Raw genomic sequence first — 15,348 nt, 5'->3', positions numbered from 1 at the left:
TGCCGACGGATTGGGGTGGCGATGGTGCGTGCAAAGCCGTGGCGAGTGGTGATAGCACCGGACAAGTTCAAGGGTTCGCTGGCGGCGCCGGAGGTGGCGGCGGCGCTCGCCGCCGGAATCGCGCGCGAGGCGCCGGATGCGGAGGTCCGGCAGGTACCCGTTGCCGACGGTGGCGACGGCACCGTCGACGCGTTCGTGGCCGCGGGGTGGGAGCGGGCGCGGGTCGACACCGTCGGGCCGACCGGTGCGCCGCATTCGGCGAGCTACGCGGTGCGGGGGAATACGGCTGTCGTCGAATTGGCCGCGGCTGTCGGGCTGGTCGAATTGCCCGGCGGCCGAACGGATCCGATGGGTGCGAGTACCTACGGTCTCGGCGTGCTGATCCGCCACGCGCTGGAACACGGCATCCGCGAGGTCGTCCTCGGCTTGGGCGGTAGTGCGTCCACCGACGGCGGCGCCGGCATGCTGCAAGCGCTGGGGTTGCGCATCCTGGACGAGGACGGCGCCGAAATCGGTTCGGGCGCAGCGGCTCTGGCTCGCGCACGTCGCCTCGACTACGCCGCTCTGCATCCGGCCGTTCGGGAGGCGACCTTCGTACTCGCCGGAGACGTCGACAACCCGCTGCTCGGACCGGACGGTGCCGCAACGGTTTTCGCGCCACAGAAGGGCGCGTCACCCCGGCAGTGCGCCGAACTCGAAGCGATCCTGGCGCAGTGGGCGCACCTCGTCGACACGAGCGGTCATCCGTTCGGGACGTGGGGTGCGCATCAGCGCGGCGCCGACCTGGCCGCGCATCCCGGAGCGGGCGCCGCGGGTGGGACCGGATTCGGGGCCATGGCGGTGCTCGGGGCGCGGCAGCGGTCCGGGATCGAGGTGATTCTCGAGTTGATCGATTTCGCCGGCCGGGTCCGGGACGCGGACTTGGTGGTGACCGGCGAGGGGGCGATGGACGAGCAGACGTTGCGCGGCAAGGCGCCCGCCGGAGTCGCGGCCGCCGCCGCGGGTGCGCGGGTGGTCGCCGTCGCCGGACGCTGCACCCTGAGCCCGGAGCGACTCCGCGCCACCGGCTTCGCCCGCTGCTATCCCCTCAGCGACCTCGAACCCGATCCGGGGCGATCCATCGCCGAGGCCGCACGCCTGCTCGAAGAACTCGGCGCCCAGCTAGCGCGCGACTACCTGCGCTGACCCGGCCTCACGCCGAGACGGGGTCGAACAGTCCGTCGCGACGTCGTTCACCCCACTGCTCGAGCGGGCGCAGGGCCGCGGCCAATTCGACCCCCGCGGGAGTGAGCGAATATTCCACTCGCGGCGGGATTTCGGGAAACACCTCGCGGCGGACCACGCCGTGGGACTCCAGATGGCGCAGATTCTCGGTGAGCACCTTCTCGCTCACCCCGGGCAGCAGGGCGCGGATGCGGCCGAAGCGCTGCGGGCCCTCGCCCAGCACCCACATCAGGTGGAGTTTCCACTTGCCGCCGACCACGTCGATGGCCACCGACATCCCGCATACCGAGTGTTGTGTGTCACATTCGTTCGCCATGTCGGCCTCCTGACCATTTTCCGAACGTCGAGGTAAGCAACCGCACGTCGACGTGCGTTATTGCCGCGGACGCGGATCCCGGCGACGATCGAATCCGGCGCCGATCGGAAGAGCTTCGAAACAGCAAGGAGTACACCATGTCCGAACGTTCCTCCGTCACGGTGATCGGGCTGGGCCCGATGGGCCGGGCGATCGTGCGCACACTGCTGGCCGCGGGCACCGAGGTGACGGTCTGGAATCGCAGCGCCGGCAAGGCCGAGGCGATGGCGGAACTGGGCGCCCGTCGTGCCGAGTCGGTGGCCGACGCACTGGACCGCAACGAGGTGATCGTGCTGAGCCTGACCCACTACGCCGCCATGTACGACGTCCTGGGCGCGGCTCCGGAACGGTTGCGGGACAAGGTGATCGTGAACCTGTCCTCCGATTCCCCGGAGCGCACCCGCGCGGGCGCCGACTGGGTGCGCTCGCACGGGGCGCGGTTCCTGTCCGGAGGTTTCATGTCGGCCGGCGACAACATCACCCATCCGGCGTCCTACATCTTCTACAGCGGTCCGCGCGAGGTGTTCGACGCCCATGCCGACCTGCTGCGCCCGCTCAGCGCACCGGAGTACCTCGGCGCCGACGACGGGCTGGCGCAGCTGTTCTACCAGGCCCTGCTCATGCTGTTCCATCCCTGGTTGATCGGCTACAACCAGGCCCTGGCCGTGATCGAGCGCGCCGGCCACGACGTCGACCGCTTCCTGCCGTTCGCGCAGCGTTCCGCCGAGGCGTTCCCCTTCTTCATGGCCGAATACGCCGCCGCCGCGAAGGCCGGCGGCTGGGGTGACGAGGCCGCCGCCCGCATGATGGTGGCGGGTGCGGCCCACGTCGTCGAGACCAGCGAGGAGGCGGGGGTGGACGCCACGCTGTCGCACACCGTGCGCGAGCTGTGGGAGAAGGTGGCCGGCGCCGGGGTGCCGATGTACCGGCTACTGCGCGACGGGGTCTGAGCGAACGCTCAACGGGTGCAGAGGAATTCGATCGCTGCCGCGTATCCCCGGATCCCCATTCCGGCGATCACCGCGGTGGCGATCGGCGAGATGTAGGAGTGGTGCCGGAATTCCTCGCGGGCGTGCACATTCGAGATGTGCACCTCCACGATCGGCACCTCGGGAATCACCAGGGCGTCGCGCAGGGCGACCGAGGTGTGGGTCAGGCCGCCGGGGTTGATCACGATCCCGGCTTCCACCCCGCGAGCGGCGTGAATCCGATCGATCAGCGCCCCTTCGGAATTGGACTGGTAGGCGGTGATCTCGCGATCGAAGCGGGCAGCGGTCTGCCGGCACAACTCGACCACGTCGTCGAGGGTGTCCGAGCCGTAGACCTCGGGCTGGCGGGTGCCGAGCATATTCAGATTCGGGCCGTTGAGCACGAGAATCGGTGCCATGACCGGTACCCTAGCCCGGTCACAGGCCGCGCGGCCCCTCGGCTCGCAGGTCGTCCACCTTGCGCATCGCCGTCCGCAGTTCCGCCAACCACTCCTCGGCGTGCTTACCGGCCAATTTCACCGTCCACGCGAGTGCGTCGGCGCGGGAGCGGGCGACCCCGGCGTCGACGAGCGTGTCGAGCACCTTGCGTTCGGGCTGGCGCAGCCGCGTCATCACCGGAACCGACAGGTGGGTGAACAGGGTGCGTTCACCGTTGACCGAGACGCCCCACGCCACATTGCGGCCGTAGCGTGCCTGAGCCTCCTGGGCGATCTGCATGCGGGCCGGTCGCGTCGACTCGCGGAAGCGTGCGATCAGTCCGTCCACCGTCGCGGCCGACGGTTCGGAGCCGGCTGCGTCGTCGTCGCCGGATTCGGCGGCCGGCAGTGCCAGTTCGCCGATGACCACGATCTCGTCGCGGTCGATCTCGATGGTCGCCGGACCGTTGAACCACTCACTCGGCAACCTTCCGGCGAACCAGTCTGGAGCGTCGGCGGCGTCGGGGAGATCCGCCTGTTGCCAGCCGCCCGGCCGGCCGAATCCCCGTCCGTGTCCGTGTCTCATGATGTTTCCTCACTGCGAGAGTTTCGCTGTAACCGTGATTACAAGATTACGCCGCAAGATGGCTCGTCGGGTTTCGCTGTCGGAGGAAACGGGAAAGGTCCGAACACGTCCGCGGATTTCGCCGACCGGCTGCAACGGATGTCGGGGATCGGGCACTATTGTGGTCGCTGAGCATGGAAGATGCGGTCGGTGCCTAGGTGGGACCGCGGGCAACTCCTTCGGGTACCGTTGGTCTTGTTGCTGGAGTGACAAGAGTGAAGAGTGGGCGACATGGATGTGTGGGGATCCCGCCGCTTTCGCGTTCGGGGCGCAGTGGCACTGGCCGCAATTGCTGCCGTAGCGATCGTGATGGGGTCGTGCGATTTTCACAGCACGCCGAGCGGACCCGAAGGGGTCGTCGAGCATTTCACCCAGCTAATGGATGATCGCGACGCAGCCGGCGCCGCCGCACTGACCTCGTACCCCTCCGGTGCCGAGAGCACCCTGAAGTCCATGTTCGACGGACTCCAGCCCGGTAAGCCCGATTACAAGCTGGTTCAGTTCATCAGCCTCGACGGCGATTCGGCGATGTTCAACCTCAAAGCCGCCTGGAATTTCGGCCCGGGCAAGGACTGGAGTTACGACCTGCAGGGCAATATCCGCAAGCTGGCTATCGGCTGGCGGATTTCCTGGGACCCCACCGTCGTCATGCCGCAACTGGACTCCAAGCGCTCGGTGAAACTGGTCCGCACCGAGGCGACGCCGCCACCCAAGGTCAACGACAACGACGGCCAGCCGCTGCTGACCCAGCAGACCATCAACGTCATCAAGGTGGACCCCACCAAGACGGGCGATCCGGTCGGCACCACCAACGCCTTGGCCGATGCCATCGCGCCGGTCGCGCCGCTGATCACCGGTGCCTCGCTGATGCAGCAGCTGGCGGGCTCGCAGGGTAAGCCGATCACCGCGGTGAGCCTGCGCGAGGACGACTTCGCCATTCTCGAGCCGCGGATGGCCTCGATTCCCGGCGTGGTGATGGAGAAACAGCCGAGGCTGATCGTCGCCGACCGGCGGGTGTGGTCGCCGATGACCGAGGCGCTGCAGAAGGTGTGGCAGGAGAACCGGGATCAGCACGCCGGCTGGGGTGTGCAGCTGTTCGAACCCGACGGCAGGATGGTCACCCAGCTCGCCGGATATCAGGGCCCGCCCGGGCCGGACATCGCCTCCACGATGGACCAGAAGCTGCAGCGCGCGGCCGAGGACGCCGTGGTGAGTGTGGGTACGGCCGCATCGATCGTGGCGATTCAGCCCTCCACCGGAGCAGTGGTCGCGGCCGCCCAGAACAACTACGCCAGCGCTCAGGGCGCGCCCGCCTTCACCGCGACCTATCCGGTCGGCGGTGCGATGGACCTGTTCAAGGCGGTCGCCTCGATCCAGAAGAAGAAGGCGCCACAGGACGTTTCGGTGCAGGATGCGGCCGAGGCGGCGGCCATGCTGGGCGTCGGCATCGGATTCAAGGTTCCCGGACTGGACGAGACCACGGGCCGGCTGCCGATCGGTGGTCGCGGCGTCGAGCAGGTCAAACAGGGCGCCAACGATCCGATTCTGGCGAGCCCGTTCGGAATGGCCATCGCCGCCGCCACGATCGCGCGTGGATCGGTGGCGCCGCCGATGATCGAGATCGGCCGGCCCGGCACCACCGAGGCCAAGCTGGAACCGCTGCCCGGCGATGTGGTCGACAAACTGCGCGGGATGCTGCGCGACGCGACCGGTAGTCCGCAGGAGGTGACGGTCTCCCGCTACGCCGGCGTCACGGCCTTCACGGCGAACGCCGGTTCGGACGGGTGGCTGATCGCCAACGCCGGTGACCTGGCCTTCGCCATCCACATCGACGATGTCGACAGCGGTGACGCCACCTCCCGGATGGCCGCGCGCATGCTGCAGTCGCTGGCCACGCCGGACGACAAGAAGTAGCCCTCGCGAAACGGTCCGCGCGGAGTCAGTTCACGGGTGCGCCGGTGACGCGAATGCGCCGGGCGGCGACGGCCCACACCGCGCGCCAGCCCAGCAGGAAGACCGCGAGGACCGTCGCCGCGACGATGACGAAGCTGACCGCGGTGCCCTGACCGCTGAGCACGCGCAACACCATGCCGCCGATCAGCGTCGACAGCCACACCACCACTCCGGTCGGCCACACCGCCGATCCGTCGACACGCGCGAGCGCGGCGGACGGTCGCCCGCGGCCGGCGATCGCCAGGGCAATCACCCAGCCGATCAGCAACCCGGCACCGAACGGCCAGACCGTGCGCAGCAGACCCGCCGCCACCGCCTCGTCGTGGCTGCGCCGGCCGATCGCGCAGAACACGATCACCAGCACGATGTCGATCAGCAGCGGCAGCCATTTCCTCACGGTCGCCAGGGTAGTGACAGCGGTGCGGCAGCCGGAGCCCGGGACCGCTCAGGCCTGCGGCTCGCCGTCGGGCCGCTTGTCGCGACCGTCGGCGCGGCGAGGTTCGGCGAGCAGGGCCGAGCGCCGTTCGAATTCCTCCTCGAACTGCGCATCACCGAGCTGCGGATTACGGAAGCGGAAGGCGAAGACGATCCAGCCGACGATCGCGACGAGAATGAAACTCACCATGCGGTAGACGAAGGCGGCGGCCACCGCCTGCGCGGCCGGCAGTCCCGCGGCGGCGGTGAGGCTGTAGATCAGGGTGGCGTCGACGTAGACGATGCCACCGGGTGCGAACGGAATCGTGCCGACCGCCTTGCCCACGCTGAACGCGATCAGCAGGCCCGCCCAGCGCGGATCGGCGCCGACCGCGTAGCAGGCCGCGCCGAGGCAGGCCACATCGCCGAGCCGATGCACGACCGCCCAGAACGCGACCCACGCGACGTCGCGCCGGTTCAGGTCCACCGATTCCAGCTGATGCAGCACCTCGTCGACGTGCGCCAGACCGGAATCGGCCGGATGGCGCCGGATCCGGTTGACCAGCCGCACCCCGCGGCGCACCAGCGCCTGCAGCGCGCCGGGATTACCGGAGACGTATTTGCCCGCCCACACCAGCAGCGCCACCGTGCCCAGCATGAGGGCCAGCTTCCACGGGCCGACGCGATTGCCGACCAGCAGCGCGCCACCGACACCGAGCAGCAGCATTCCGCTCGTCGCGACCACACCGGACATCAGCAGCTGCCAGGACGCGACGATCGCACTCGCACCCCAGCGGCGGGTCTGGCGATAGGTGAAGGCGGTGGAGAACACCTGGCCCGCCGGCAGCGACACCGACATCGCGGTGGCTCCGTAGACGACCGAGACCGAGGCGCGCTGCGAGACGTCGACCCCGCCCGCGCGCAGCAGGCGCTTCTGGATGCGGCCGAATCCGCTCATCGACAACGCCTGCATCCAGATGCACAGTGCGACCCAGCCCCAGTGGATCTCCGTGAGGTTGCGCCAGGAATCGTGCAGGCGCGGCCACAGGTATACGCCCTCGGCGATCAGCAACGCCGACAGGGCAACGCCGAGGACCCATTTCAACCAGCGGAACCTGCGCCGCGCGGGCCGCGCCGGTTCGCCGCCGGGTTCAGCGTGGGCCGTCACGACGCCCAGCCTAGTGGGGCCGGGCCCGAAGGCGGCAGCGGACGCGTAACCACGAAGGCGGCAGCGGACGCGTGGTCCCGGGTCAACCGGCCGTGACAGCGCGGGACGGGGTGTCCGGCGCCGTCACGCGCGCGGCGCCGATGCGGTCGATCCGCGCACGGCCCCACGCGCCGAGCGGTTCGAGTGCGGTGTTCAGCGATCGGCCCAGGTCGGTGAGGCGGTACTCGACTCGCGGCGGCACCTCGGGGTGGGCCTGCCGGTCGATCAGACCGTCCTCCTCGAGTTCGCGCAGTTGCTGGATCAGCATCTTCTCCGAGACTCCCGGCAGGCCGCGCCGCAGTTCACCGAACCGCCGGACGCCGTAGTTCTCGAGTTCCCAGAGGATCAGCCCTTTCCACTTACCGCTGACGACATCCATCGCGGCGTCGATCCCGCAGAAGTACGGACCGAATCTTTTCGCGCCCATCCACCCTCGCTACCTGTTCACCTACCTGTTGGTGGGTACCGCACCGAATAGTAGGTACTTGTCCCGACAACTCGCGGTGACCAGGGTGGATGACGGCGCGCCCAGCATCCACCCGAACAACAGGAGTATCTCGATGACCGCGAACGCACACACCACCGTGGCCGTGCTGGGCCTGGGCCCGATGGGCCGGGCCGTCGCCACCGTCCTCACCGGGGCCGGCAATCCCACCGCCGTCTGGAACCGGACCCCCGGCAAGGACAGCGAACTCGTCGCGCTCGGTGCTGTGAGCAGCGTCGATCCCGCCGCCGCGATCGATGCCGCCGAGCTCGTGCTGACCGTGCTCAGCGACCATTCCTCGGTGCATCAGGTCCTCGACCCGGTGGCGGATCGGTTGCGCGGCAAGGCGCTGATCAACCTCACCAGCACCGCTCCGGACGATTCACGTGAGCTGGGCCGGTGGGCGGCGGCCCGGGGGATCGACTTCCTGGACGGCGGCATCATGGCGGTGCCGCCGATGATCGGCGGCCCCGGTGCGTCGATCCTCTACAGCGGGTCCGCCGCGGTCTTCGAGCGATTCCGGACCGACCTCGAAAAGCTCGCCACCGCAGAGTATTTCGGCGAGGATGCCGGCACCGCCGCACTGCTCGATTTCGCCCTGCTGGCCGGGATGTACGCCATGTTCACCGGCTTCTTCCACGGCGCCGCCATGGTTCGCTCGGCCGGGGTCACCGCCACCGAGTTCGCGCCGCGGGCCGCCGCCTATGTCACCGCGATGGCGGCGTTGATGCCGGCCTACGCCGCGGTGATCGACAGCGGCGACTACACCGACGAGGCGCAACCGGCGCGATTCCACAAATCCGCGTTCGACGCGATCGTGCGCGCCAGCCGCGATGCCGGGGTGGCGCTCGATGTCGTCGCGCCGATCAAGAACCTGATCGATCGGATGATCGCCGACGGCCGGGCGGAGTCGGGACTGGAGCGGATCGTGGAGGAACTGGCGGGTTCCGGGAAGGTGTAGCCGGAGCTGGTCAGCCCAGGGCCTTCGGCCACGCGAGCCTGGTCTTGCGGCGGCGACCGCGCAACTGCACCTCGTCGCCGGAGATCCACTGCTTCTGTTCGTCGTCGTCGGCGAAGTACAGGGCGCTGCCCGAGGCCAGGACGCGGCCCGGATGTTCCTTCGCCAATTCGGTGAGCCGCGAGGCCTCGTTCACCGGATCGCCGATCACCGTGTACTCGAAGCGATTCGCGGCGCCGATATTGCCGGCGACGGCGAGGCCGGCCGAGACGCCGATGCCGATGTCCAGGCCCTGCACCTCGCGCAGCGCCTCGCGCAGGTCGCGGGCCGCGGCCAGCGCGGCGGTCGGGGCGTCCGGACGGTCCAGGGGCGCACCGAAGATCGCCAGCGCGGCATCGCCGACGAACTTGTTGATCAGGCCGTTGTGCCGGTCGACCACATCGACCACCACCCGGAAGAATTCGTTGAGCAGGCTGACCACCTCGGTGGGCGGCCGCTCGGCGGCGGTGGCAGTGGAGCCGACCATATCGACGAACAGCACGGCCACGAACCGGGTTTCACCACCCAGTTCGGTGCCGTACTCCAGCGCTCGGCGGGCCACTTCCTCGCCGACGTGCTGGCCGAACAGTTCCTGCAGTTCGCGGCGCTGCGCGGCCTCTTCCATCATGCGGTTGAAACCGACCTGCAGCAGGCCGATCTCACTGCCGTCGAAGACTTCGACCTGCACATCGCGCGCACCCGCCTGCACCCGGTTGATCGCGCGGGAGAGCTGGCGCACCGGGTCGGAGATGCTCGACCCGGTGAGCATCGACAGCGCCAGCGCCTGCATGATCACCACGCCGCAGAGCAGCAGAATGGAGATGGCCAGCGACTGCGCCGAGAAATGCACCTGCGAGGTGATCTGGGTGACGCACAGCAGCACGATCGCGATGGTCGGCGCGAACGTACCCATACCCCAGGTCATCGCCATGCGCGTGCCGACGCCGGGGGTGAGGGTGTGATCGAAGGTGCCGGTGGTCAGCGCGTGCGCGGCGACCGGCCGCAGAATCCGCTCACCCAGCATGTAGGTGAAACCGAACACGATGGTGGCGGCCATACATTCGGTGACGATCACCGCGCCCGCGAGCTCGGGCGTTTCCACGATGATCCGCGCGGCCAGCACCGCACCGCCCACCAGCCACAACAGCAGGTGCAGGATGGACTGCCGCAGCGGCGCGTGCAGGGCCGCCATCTGTTCCTGGCGACTGGGCGGCCCGCCGCGCATCTGCCAGCGCATCACCGGACGCAGCATCAACGCCGAGGCGGTGACGCTCAGGAATCCGCCGATCGAGAAGACCAGCGCCGGAAGCAGCAGACCGGCGCGCCGCAATCCGTTCGGCGTGCCCTCGGGCGCGGGCAGCCCGTACTGGATGAACGCGTAGACCAGGACCGCACCGAAGGCATTGGCCGCCAGCATGGATGCGAGGTACAGCGGCCAGCGCGTTCGCATGGTCTGTTTGACCGCTTCCAGAGGCGCTGACACGTTGACCAATCTAGCGGGACGCGTCGTAGGTCACCGGATTCGGGCGGAGCGGACACGTGCCGGTTACGTCCCCGGCCGATAGGCTCGCGGCGTGAGTGCGGACAGCAAGACCTCGTGGAATCCGGCCGAGCCTGCCCCGGCGGGCGTCGCATCGGCGGCTTCGGGCCGTACCGCATCCGTTCGCGGGCGCGAGCGTACCGCCGCCGACTCGGTGCATCCACTGGTGCGCCAGGGCGCCGAATGGTGCTGGCGACTGTTGATCATCCTGGTGGCGGTGCTGGCGGTCGCCTATCTGGCGCACAAGCTGACCACGGTCGTCATTCCGGTCGCGATCGCCCTGCTCGCGGCGGCGCTGCTCTCGCCGCTGGTGGATCTGCTGCAACGCCTCGGAATCCCGCGCGGCATCGGTGTATTCGTGGCCCTGGTCGGATCGCTGGGCCTGCTGGCGGGGATCTTCACCTTCGTCATCGAGCAGTTCATCACCGGTGTGCCGCAGCTGACCGACGAATTCAAGACCAGCATCCACACCGTGCAGGACTGGCTGATCAACGGGCCGCTGCATCTGAGCAACGATCAGATCCGCAACGGCGGCAATACGATCATCAAAACGCTGGAGGCCAATCAGGATTCGCTGACCAGCGGCGCGCTGACCACCGCCGCCGCGGTCGGCGAATTCCTCACCGGCGCCTTCCTGACGCTGTTCATCCTGATCTTCTTCCTCTACGGCGGCGACCAGATCTGGAATTTCGTGACCCGGATCGTGCCGACCCCGCAACGCGAACGGGTGCGCACCGCCGGGCGGCTCGGCTTCGGCACGCTGATCGGATTCGTGCGCGCCACCGTCGTGGTGGCGGCCGTCGACGCCATCGGCATCGGCGCCGGGTTGGCGATTCTGAGTGTGCCGCTGGCTCTTCCGCTGGCGTCGCTGGTGTTCATCGGCGCGTTCATCCCGATCGTCGGCTCGCTGCTCGCGGGTTTCATCGCGGTTTTCCTGGCCTTGATGACGAAAGGTTTCGTCACCGCGCTGATCGTGCTCGGCATCACGGTGGCGGTGATGCAGCTGGAAGGCCATGTGCTGCAACCGTTGTTGCTGGGGCGCGCGGTCCGCATCCATCCGCTGGCGGTGGTGCTGGCGATCACGGCCGGCGTGGTGCTGGCCGGTATCGCGGGCGGTCTGCTGGCGGTGCCGTTCGTCGCGGTGATGAATACCGCGATCCGCTCGCTGCTGGTCGGCAGTCCGGAAGAGCTGTATCAGGAACTCAATACCGGCGAACCGGGGGAGCCGATGTTCCACGCCGATCCCGACCGGCCCGACCCGGGCCGGTATCGACCGGCCGAATCGCGGTCGGATGCGGGCGGCGGTGATGCGGACGAAGGCTGAGTCCGCGGGCGCCGCGCCGCCCGCCGACTCGACCGCGCCCGGACCGACAGCCGCGACCGCGCCGCTGTGGCGGGCGGCACAGGTGTTTCGTCTGGTCACGATGCTCTACGCGGTGGGCCAGCAGTTCGCCTCGGTGTCGTCGTACCAGCGGCAGCCGCTGAGCTGGGTGCTGATCGGCATTCTGGTGTTCTGGTCGGTCGTCTCGGCGCTGTGGCTCTCGCGCTGGTCGGTCACCGGGTGGGAGCGCCGCGCGGTGGTGATCGGTGATCTGGCGGTCGCCGCCGGGTTGATGGCGGCGACCCGGCTGGTCGCCGACTACCCCTGGTACCACGGCCATCAGACCGTGCCGACCACGCTGTGGGTGGCGAATGCGGTGATGTCGGCGGCGATCGAATGGGGTGCGCTCGGCGGTGTGGCGGCCGGGCTGGCGATCTCGGTGGCGAGCGTCGTGGTGCGCGAACAGTGGGAACTGGATCTGTGGTCGGATGCGACTGCGCCCGTGCTGGTTTCGGTCGGGCTCGCCATCGGGCTGGCGGCGGCGACGGCGCGGCGCGCGCAGCGGCAACTCGAACAGGCGATGCGGTTGACCGCCGCCACCGCCGAACGCGAACGACTCGCCCGCGAAGTACACGACGGGGTGCTGCAGGTTCTCGCCTACATCAGTCGCCGAGGTAGCGAAATAGGCGGCACCACAGCCGAATTGGCCGACCGGGCGCGGGAACAGGAAGTCGCGCTCCGGGTGCTGATCTCCGAACAGGGCCGAAACGGTTCGACTCTCGGCGCCCGCGAAGATCTGCGCTCCCTGTTGTCCGCGTTCGCCGCGCCGTCGATCTCCGTGTCCGCGCCCGGAGAGCCGGTGACGATCGGCGGATGGACCGCCCGCGAGATCGCCGCCGCTGTCGGTGCCGCGCTGTCCAATACCGCGCTGCACGCCGGAGTCGAGGCGAAAGCCTATGTGCTGCTGGAGGATATGGGTGACGGGGTGGTGGTCAGTGTGCGCGACGACGGGCCGGGGATCGCGCCCGGCCGGCTGCCGGCCGCGGTCGCCGAAGGACGGATGGGCGTCTCGCATTCCATCGTGGGGCGGATCGAAGCGCTGGGCGGCACCGCGGAACTGCTCGACACCACCGACGGCACCGAATGGGAATTCCGGATTCCACGCGACGGGGAGCGGCGATGAGCGGATCGGAAGACGCGGCAGCACACGATGTTTCGGTGATGGTGGTCGACGACCATCCGATGTGGCGCGACGGCGTGTCCCGCGACCTCACCGAGGCCGGTTTCCGGGTGGTGGCGACGGCCGACGGTGTCGGCACGGCGGCGCGGCGGGCCGCCGCGGTCGGTCCGGACGTCGTGCTGATGGATATGCAACTGCCCGACGGCACCGGCGCCCAGGCCACCGCCGAGGTGCTGCGCGTCTCGCCGCGCAGCCGGGTGCTGGTGCTCTCCGCCTCGGACGAACGCGGGGACGTGCTGGAGGCCATCAAGGCCGGGGCCAGCGGCTATCTGGTCAAGAGCGCGTCGGCGGCCGAACTGATCGACGCGGTGCGGGCGACGGCCGCGGGCCAGGCGGTGTTCACGCCCGGCCTGGCCGGTGTGGTGCTGGGCGAATTTCGTCGCATCGCCGGGGCGGGAGCGGGCACCGGCGCCGAGCGCCCGGTGCTCACCGAGCGAGAGACCGAGGTGTTGCGGCTGGTGGCCAAGGGGCTGTCGGCGAAACAGATCGCGACCAGGCTGAGCGTCAGCCACCGCACGGTCGAGAACCACGTGCAGGCGACGCTACGCAAACTGCAGCTCGGCAACCGGGTCGAACTCACCCGGTACGCCATCGAACAGGGCCTCGAATAGGGGCCGGATCAGGGATTGCCCTGATGTGCTCGGGCCGCGGCGTCGGTAGCCTCGTGGACATGGGTGGTGAGACCGTTTCCGCCCCGGGGTCCGCGGGAACCGGGGGAGCCGTGGGCGACCGTGACCTGCGGGTGTCGGATACCGAACGCGAACATGTCGGGACCCTGCTGCAGCGCGCGGTCGGGCTGGGCATGCTGTCGCTGGGCGAGTTCAGCGAGCGGATGGATACCGCGCTGGCGGCCAAGACGCGCGGTGAACTCAACGCCGTCCTGATCGACCTGCCCGGGATTCGCCTTGCGGGACAACCGAATCCCACCCAGCCGACCGGTCCGGCTCCGACATGGCGGTGGGGCGCTCCCGGTGGACGCACCGAGGCGGAAACCGCGATTCGGCCGCGGCTGTCCGGCGTCACCCGCAAGGGACCGTGGCAGGTGCCGCCGTCGCTGTATGTCAACAGCTACCTCTCCGGCGTCACCCTGGATTTCACCCAAGCCGTGATGTCGACCCAGGTGGTCGAGATCCGGGTCGACGATTTCTGCAGCTCGCTGACCATGATTCTGCCCGGTGAGGCGACCGTCGACCTCAACGGCGTGGAGTTGATCGGCTCCAGCGCCAACAACAAGGTGCGCACCGGCCCGCCGATCGGACCGCTGCACATCGTCGTGCACGGGCGCAGCCGGTTCAGCTCGATCACCGCGAAACATCCGTTCGGCGTGCAGTGGAAGAAGCTGATGTCGGGATTCTGATCCCCACTCGAACCCCCACTCGAACTGCGTACTCGACGACCTCGCCGAGTCCGATCATGTTGCCCTCGCTGTCGCGAAACCACGCACCCCGTTCCGCGCGCCCTTTGCTCGGGTAGTTCCCCTCGATCTCCATGATCCCGCCGACCGTGCCCGGATACTCCTCGAACACGACCCCGCGCTCCCGCAGGGCGGCCACGGTGGCCTCGATATCGTCGACGTAGAACGCCAGTTGGGTGAAGGAACCGTCGGCCGCTCCGGCCGACGCGAACAGGCAGAACACTCCTGCCGCCCCCTCGTAGCGCAGTCCGCCCGGCCGCTCCTCCACGGGGTTCAGCCCGAGTTTCTCGGCGTACCAACGCCGTGCTCGTTCCAGATCCTGTGTGGGTACCCGTGCCTCGATCCGCGCGGAGTTCAGCATGGGGGCATGGTAGAGCCGCGAGCCCCGGGCGGGGGCCGGTTACGGGAACCTTCCGGCCCGCGCCCGGGGATCAGTCCCGGTTCTGGCGGCGCAGCAGTTCGTTGACGCTCACCGTGCGGCCGCTGGTGCGGTGCTTACCCTCGTCGTCGGGATCGGCCGGTTCCGGCTCGGGGCGGCGGCGGGACGAGCGGAGGTCCGCCATCCACTGTTCGATGTTGTTGCGGTTGTCCCCACCGGGTCCGGCGGTGTGGTCGGACGGATTTCCGGAGGCATCGGATTCGGCTGCGGGCGTGGGATTCTCACGCTCCGGTGCCGTCGACGCTCCGGCTTCCCCGGCGTCGGACGTGGTCTGCTGCGGACCGGGCGGCATCGCGGAGCCGAGGTCTCCCCGGGGCCCCGGAGCCGGAGCGTTGTGGCCGCCGGCCGGTGGCCGGTTGCCCGGATTCGCGGGTTCGTGCAGCTCCTGGGTCGCCTCCGCGTCCCTCGGCTCCCGAGGCATGCCGGGCGGCACACCGCCGGGCCCGGATTCCGGTGTCCGCGTGGGTGAACGGCGCATGCCGTCGGTCGGGACCCGCCGCGGCGGCTGCACGGCGGGAGGGCGTCCTTCGGGGGCGACGCGCTGCGACGGGTCGGGACCCTGCTGGGGGCGTCCGGCCGGTTCGGACCATCCGGCGCCGTGCCCGGTAGGCGCGGACGCGCCAGGGGTGCCCTGCAGCGGGTTCGCGGGGTGTCCGGGGCCGTCGGGAGGTCCGCTGTGGCCGGGCCGTCCGGCGTCCGGCGTCTGCCCGGGTCCCTGGGCGGGCGGCTG

Annotated in this window: 16 protein-coding genes and 1 pseudogene; 8 read left to right on the top strand and 9 right to left on the bottom strand. The window is 69.4% G+C overall.

Annotation, left to right across the window (positions count from 1 at the left end; translation table 11 throughout):
• The first annotated feature begins 21 nt into the window (after positions 1 to 21).
• Positions 22 to 1,185, top strand: a complete 1,164-nt coding sequence (locus tag ON23_RS26730; RefSeq protein ID WP_039781623.1) for a glycerate kinase — start codon at positions 22 to 24, stop codon at positions 1,183 to 1,185.
• A gap of 7 nt (positions 1,186 to 1,192) precedes the next feature.
• On the opposite strand, the gene ON23_RS26725 is transcribed toward ON23_RS26730, so the two are convergent.
• The gene (locus tag ON23_RS26725) at positions 1,193 to 1,540 is read right to left on the bottom strand and encodes a winged helix-turn-helix transcriptional regulator (protein WP_039781579.1); all 348 of its coding nucleotides are present in this window, start codon (positions 1,538 to 1,540) and stop codon (positions 1,193 to 1,195) included.
• A 92-nt stretch (positions 1,541 to 1,632) separates the two neighbouring features.
• Here ON23_RS26725 and ON23_RS26720 point away from each other — a divergent pair, with 92 nt between their 5' ends.
• Entirely contained in the window at positions 1,633 to 2,529 is an 897-nt protein-coding gene (locus ON23_RS26720) for an NAD(P)-dependent oxidoreductase (RefSeq protein WP_373282255.1), read from the top strand.
• 8 nt (positions 2,530 to 2,537) lie between these two features.
• Here the strand turns inward: ON23_RS26720 and aroQ are convergent, their stop codons facing one another.
• Together aroQ and abmR are read right to left on the bottom strand one after the other, a co-directional pair.
• Positions 2,538 to 2,966 carry a type II 3-dehydroquinate dehydratase gene (aroQ, locus tag ON23_RS26715; RefSeq protein WP_039781576.1) on the bottom strand — a complete coding sequence of 143 codons (429 nt, stop codon included), beginning with the start codon at positions 2,964 to 2,966 and terminating at the stop codon, positions 2,538 to 2,540.
• Between the two features lie 19 nt (positions 2,967 to 2,985).
• Positions 2,986 to 3,570, bottom strand: coding sequence for an ATP-binding transcription factor AbmR (gene abmR / locus ON23_RS26710; RefSeq protein WP_039781575.1), 585 nt, complete (start codon positions 3,568 to 3,570; stop codon positions 2,986 to 2,988).
• Positions 3,571 to 3,840: 270 nt separating this feature from the next.
• Here abmR and ON23_RS26705 point away from each other — a divergent pair, with 270 nt between their 5' ends.
• Positions 3,841 to 5,523 carry an NTF2-like N-terminal transpeptidase domain-containing protein gene (locus tag ON23_RS26705; RefSeq protein WP_039781622.1) on the top strand — a complete coding sequence of 561 codons (1,683 nt, stop codon included), beginning with the start codon at positions 3,841 to 3,843 and terminating at the stop codon, positions 5,521 to 5,523.
• A gap of 25 nt (positions 5,524 to 5,548) precedes the next feature.
• Here the strand turns inward: ON23_RS26705 and ON23_RS26700 are convergent, their stop codons facing one another.
• The 3 genes from ON23_RS26700 to ON23_RS26690 all read right to left on the bottom strand — a co-directional run bounded on the left by ON23_RS26700 (position 5,549) and on the right by ON23_RS26690 (position 7,610).
• Positions 5,549 to 5,959 (bottom strand): DUF3054 domain-containing protein, encoded by a 411-nt coding sequence (locus ON23_RS26700; protein ID WP_039781574.1) that lies wholly within the window; start codon positions 5,957 to 5,959, stop codon positions 5,549 to 5,551.
• Positions 5,960 to 6,007: 48 nt separating this feature from the next.
• Positions 6,008 to 7,144, bottom strand: coding sequence for a lysylphosphatidylglycerol synthase transmembrane domain-containing protein (locus tag ON23_RS26695; RefSeq protein WP_039781573.1), 1,137 nt, complete (start codon positions 7,142 to 7,144; stop codon positions 6,008 to 6,010).
• 82 nt (positions 7,145 to 7,226) lie between these two features.
• Complete coding sequence (locus tag ON23_RS26690) at positions 7,227 to 7,610, bottom strand: winged helix-turn-helix transcriptional regulator (RefSeq protein ID WP_039781571.1); 384 nt, start codon at positions 7,608 to 7,610, stop codon at positions 7,227 to 7,229.
• Between the two features lie 133 nt (positions 7,611 to 7,743).
• Here ON23_RS26690 and ON23_RS26685 point away from each other — a divergent pair, with 133 nt between their 5' ends.
• A complete protein-coding gene (locus ON23_RS26685; protein WP_039781570.1) occupies positions 7,744 to 8,628 on the top strand; it encodes an NAD(P)-dependent oxidoreductase in 885 nt (294 codons plus the stop codon).
• 10 nt (positions 8,629 to 8,638) lie between these two features.
• Here the strand turns inward: ON23_RS26685 and ON23_RS26680 are convergent, their stop codons facing one another.
• Positions 8,639 to 10,114, bottom strand: a complete 1,476-nt coding sequence (locus ON23_RS26680; RefSeq protein WP_039781621.1) for an adenylate/guanylate cyclase domain-containing protein — start codon at positions 10,112 to 10,114, stop codon at positions 8,639 to 8,641.
• Between the two features lie 244 nt (positions 10,115 to 10,358).
• Here ON23_RS26680 and ON23_RS26675 point away from each other — a divergent pair, with 244 nt between their 5' ends.
• The 4 genes from ON23_RS26675 (at position 10,359) to ON23_RS26660 (ending at position 14,122) form a co-directional block, all read left to right on the top strand.
• Entirely contained in the window at positions 10,359 to 11,528 is a 1,170-nt protein-coding gene (locus tag ON23_RS26675; RefSeq protein WP_051043435.1) for an AI-2E family transporter, read from the top strand.
• A 100-nt stretch (positions 11,529 to 11,628) separates the two neighbouring features.
• Positions 11,629 to 12,708, top strand: a complete 1,080-nt coding sequence (macS, locus tag ON23_RS26670; RefSeq protein ID WP_051043434.1) for a MacS family sensor histidine kinase — start codon at positions 11,629 to 11,631, stop codon at positions 12,706 to 12,708.
• Entirely contained in the window at positions 12,705 to 13,376 is a 672-nt protein-coding gene (locus ON23_RS26665; RefSeq protein WP_039781569.1) for a response regulator, read from the top strand. The genes macS and ON23_RS26665 overlap by 4 nt, the downstream gene beginning before the upstream one ends.
• 59 nt (positions 13,377 to 13,435) lie before the next feature.
• On the top strand, positions 13,436 to 14,122 hold the full coding sequence (locus ON23_RS26660; protein WP_051043426.1) for a DUF1707 SHOCT-like domain-containing protein: 687 nt from the start codon (positions 13,436 to 13,438) through the stop codon (positions 14,120 to 14,122).
• Here the strand turns inward: ON23_RS26660 and ON23_RS26655 are convergent.
• On the bottom strand, positions 14,067 to 14,540 hold the full coding sequence (locus ON23_RS26655) for a VOC family protein (protein ID WP_039781566.1): 474 nt from the start codon (positions 14,538 to 14,540) through the stop codon (positions 14,067 to 14,069). The genes ON23_RS26660 and ON23_RS26655 overlap by 56 nt on opposite strands.
• Positions 14,541 to 14,610: 70 nt before the next feature.
• A pseudogene (locus ON23_RS26650) lies at positions 14,611 to 15,348 on the bottom strand (hypothetical protein); the annotation flags it as partial.

The organism is Nocardia cerradoensis NBRC 101014 (genome assembly GCF_000308535.1).
Lineage (GTDB): Bacteria > Actinomycetota > Actinomycetes > Mycobacteriales > Mycobacteriaceae > Nocardia > Nocardia cerradoensis.
The sequence above is the reverse complement of the archived record's forward strand: the minus strand, read 5'-3'. Positions and strand labels throughout refer to the sequence as shown.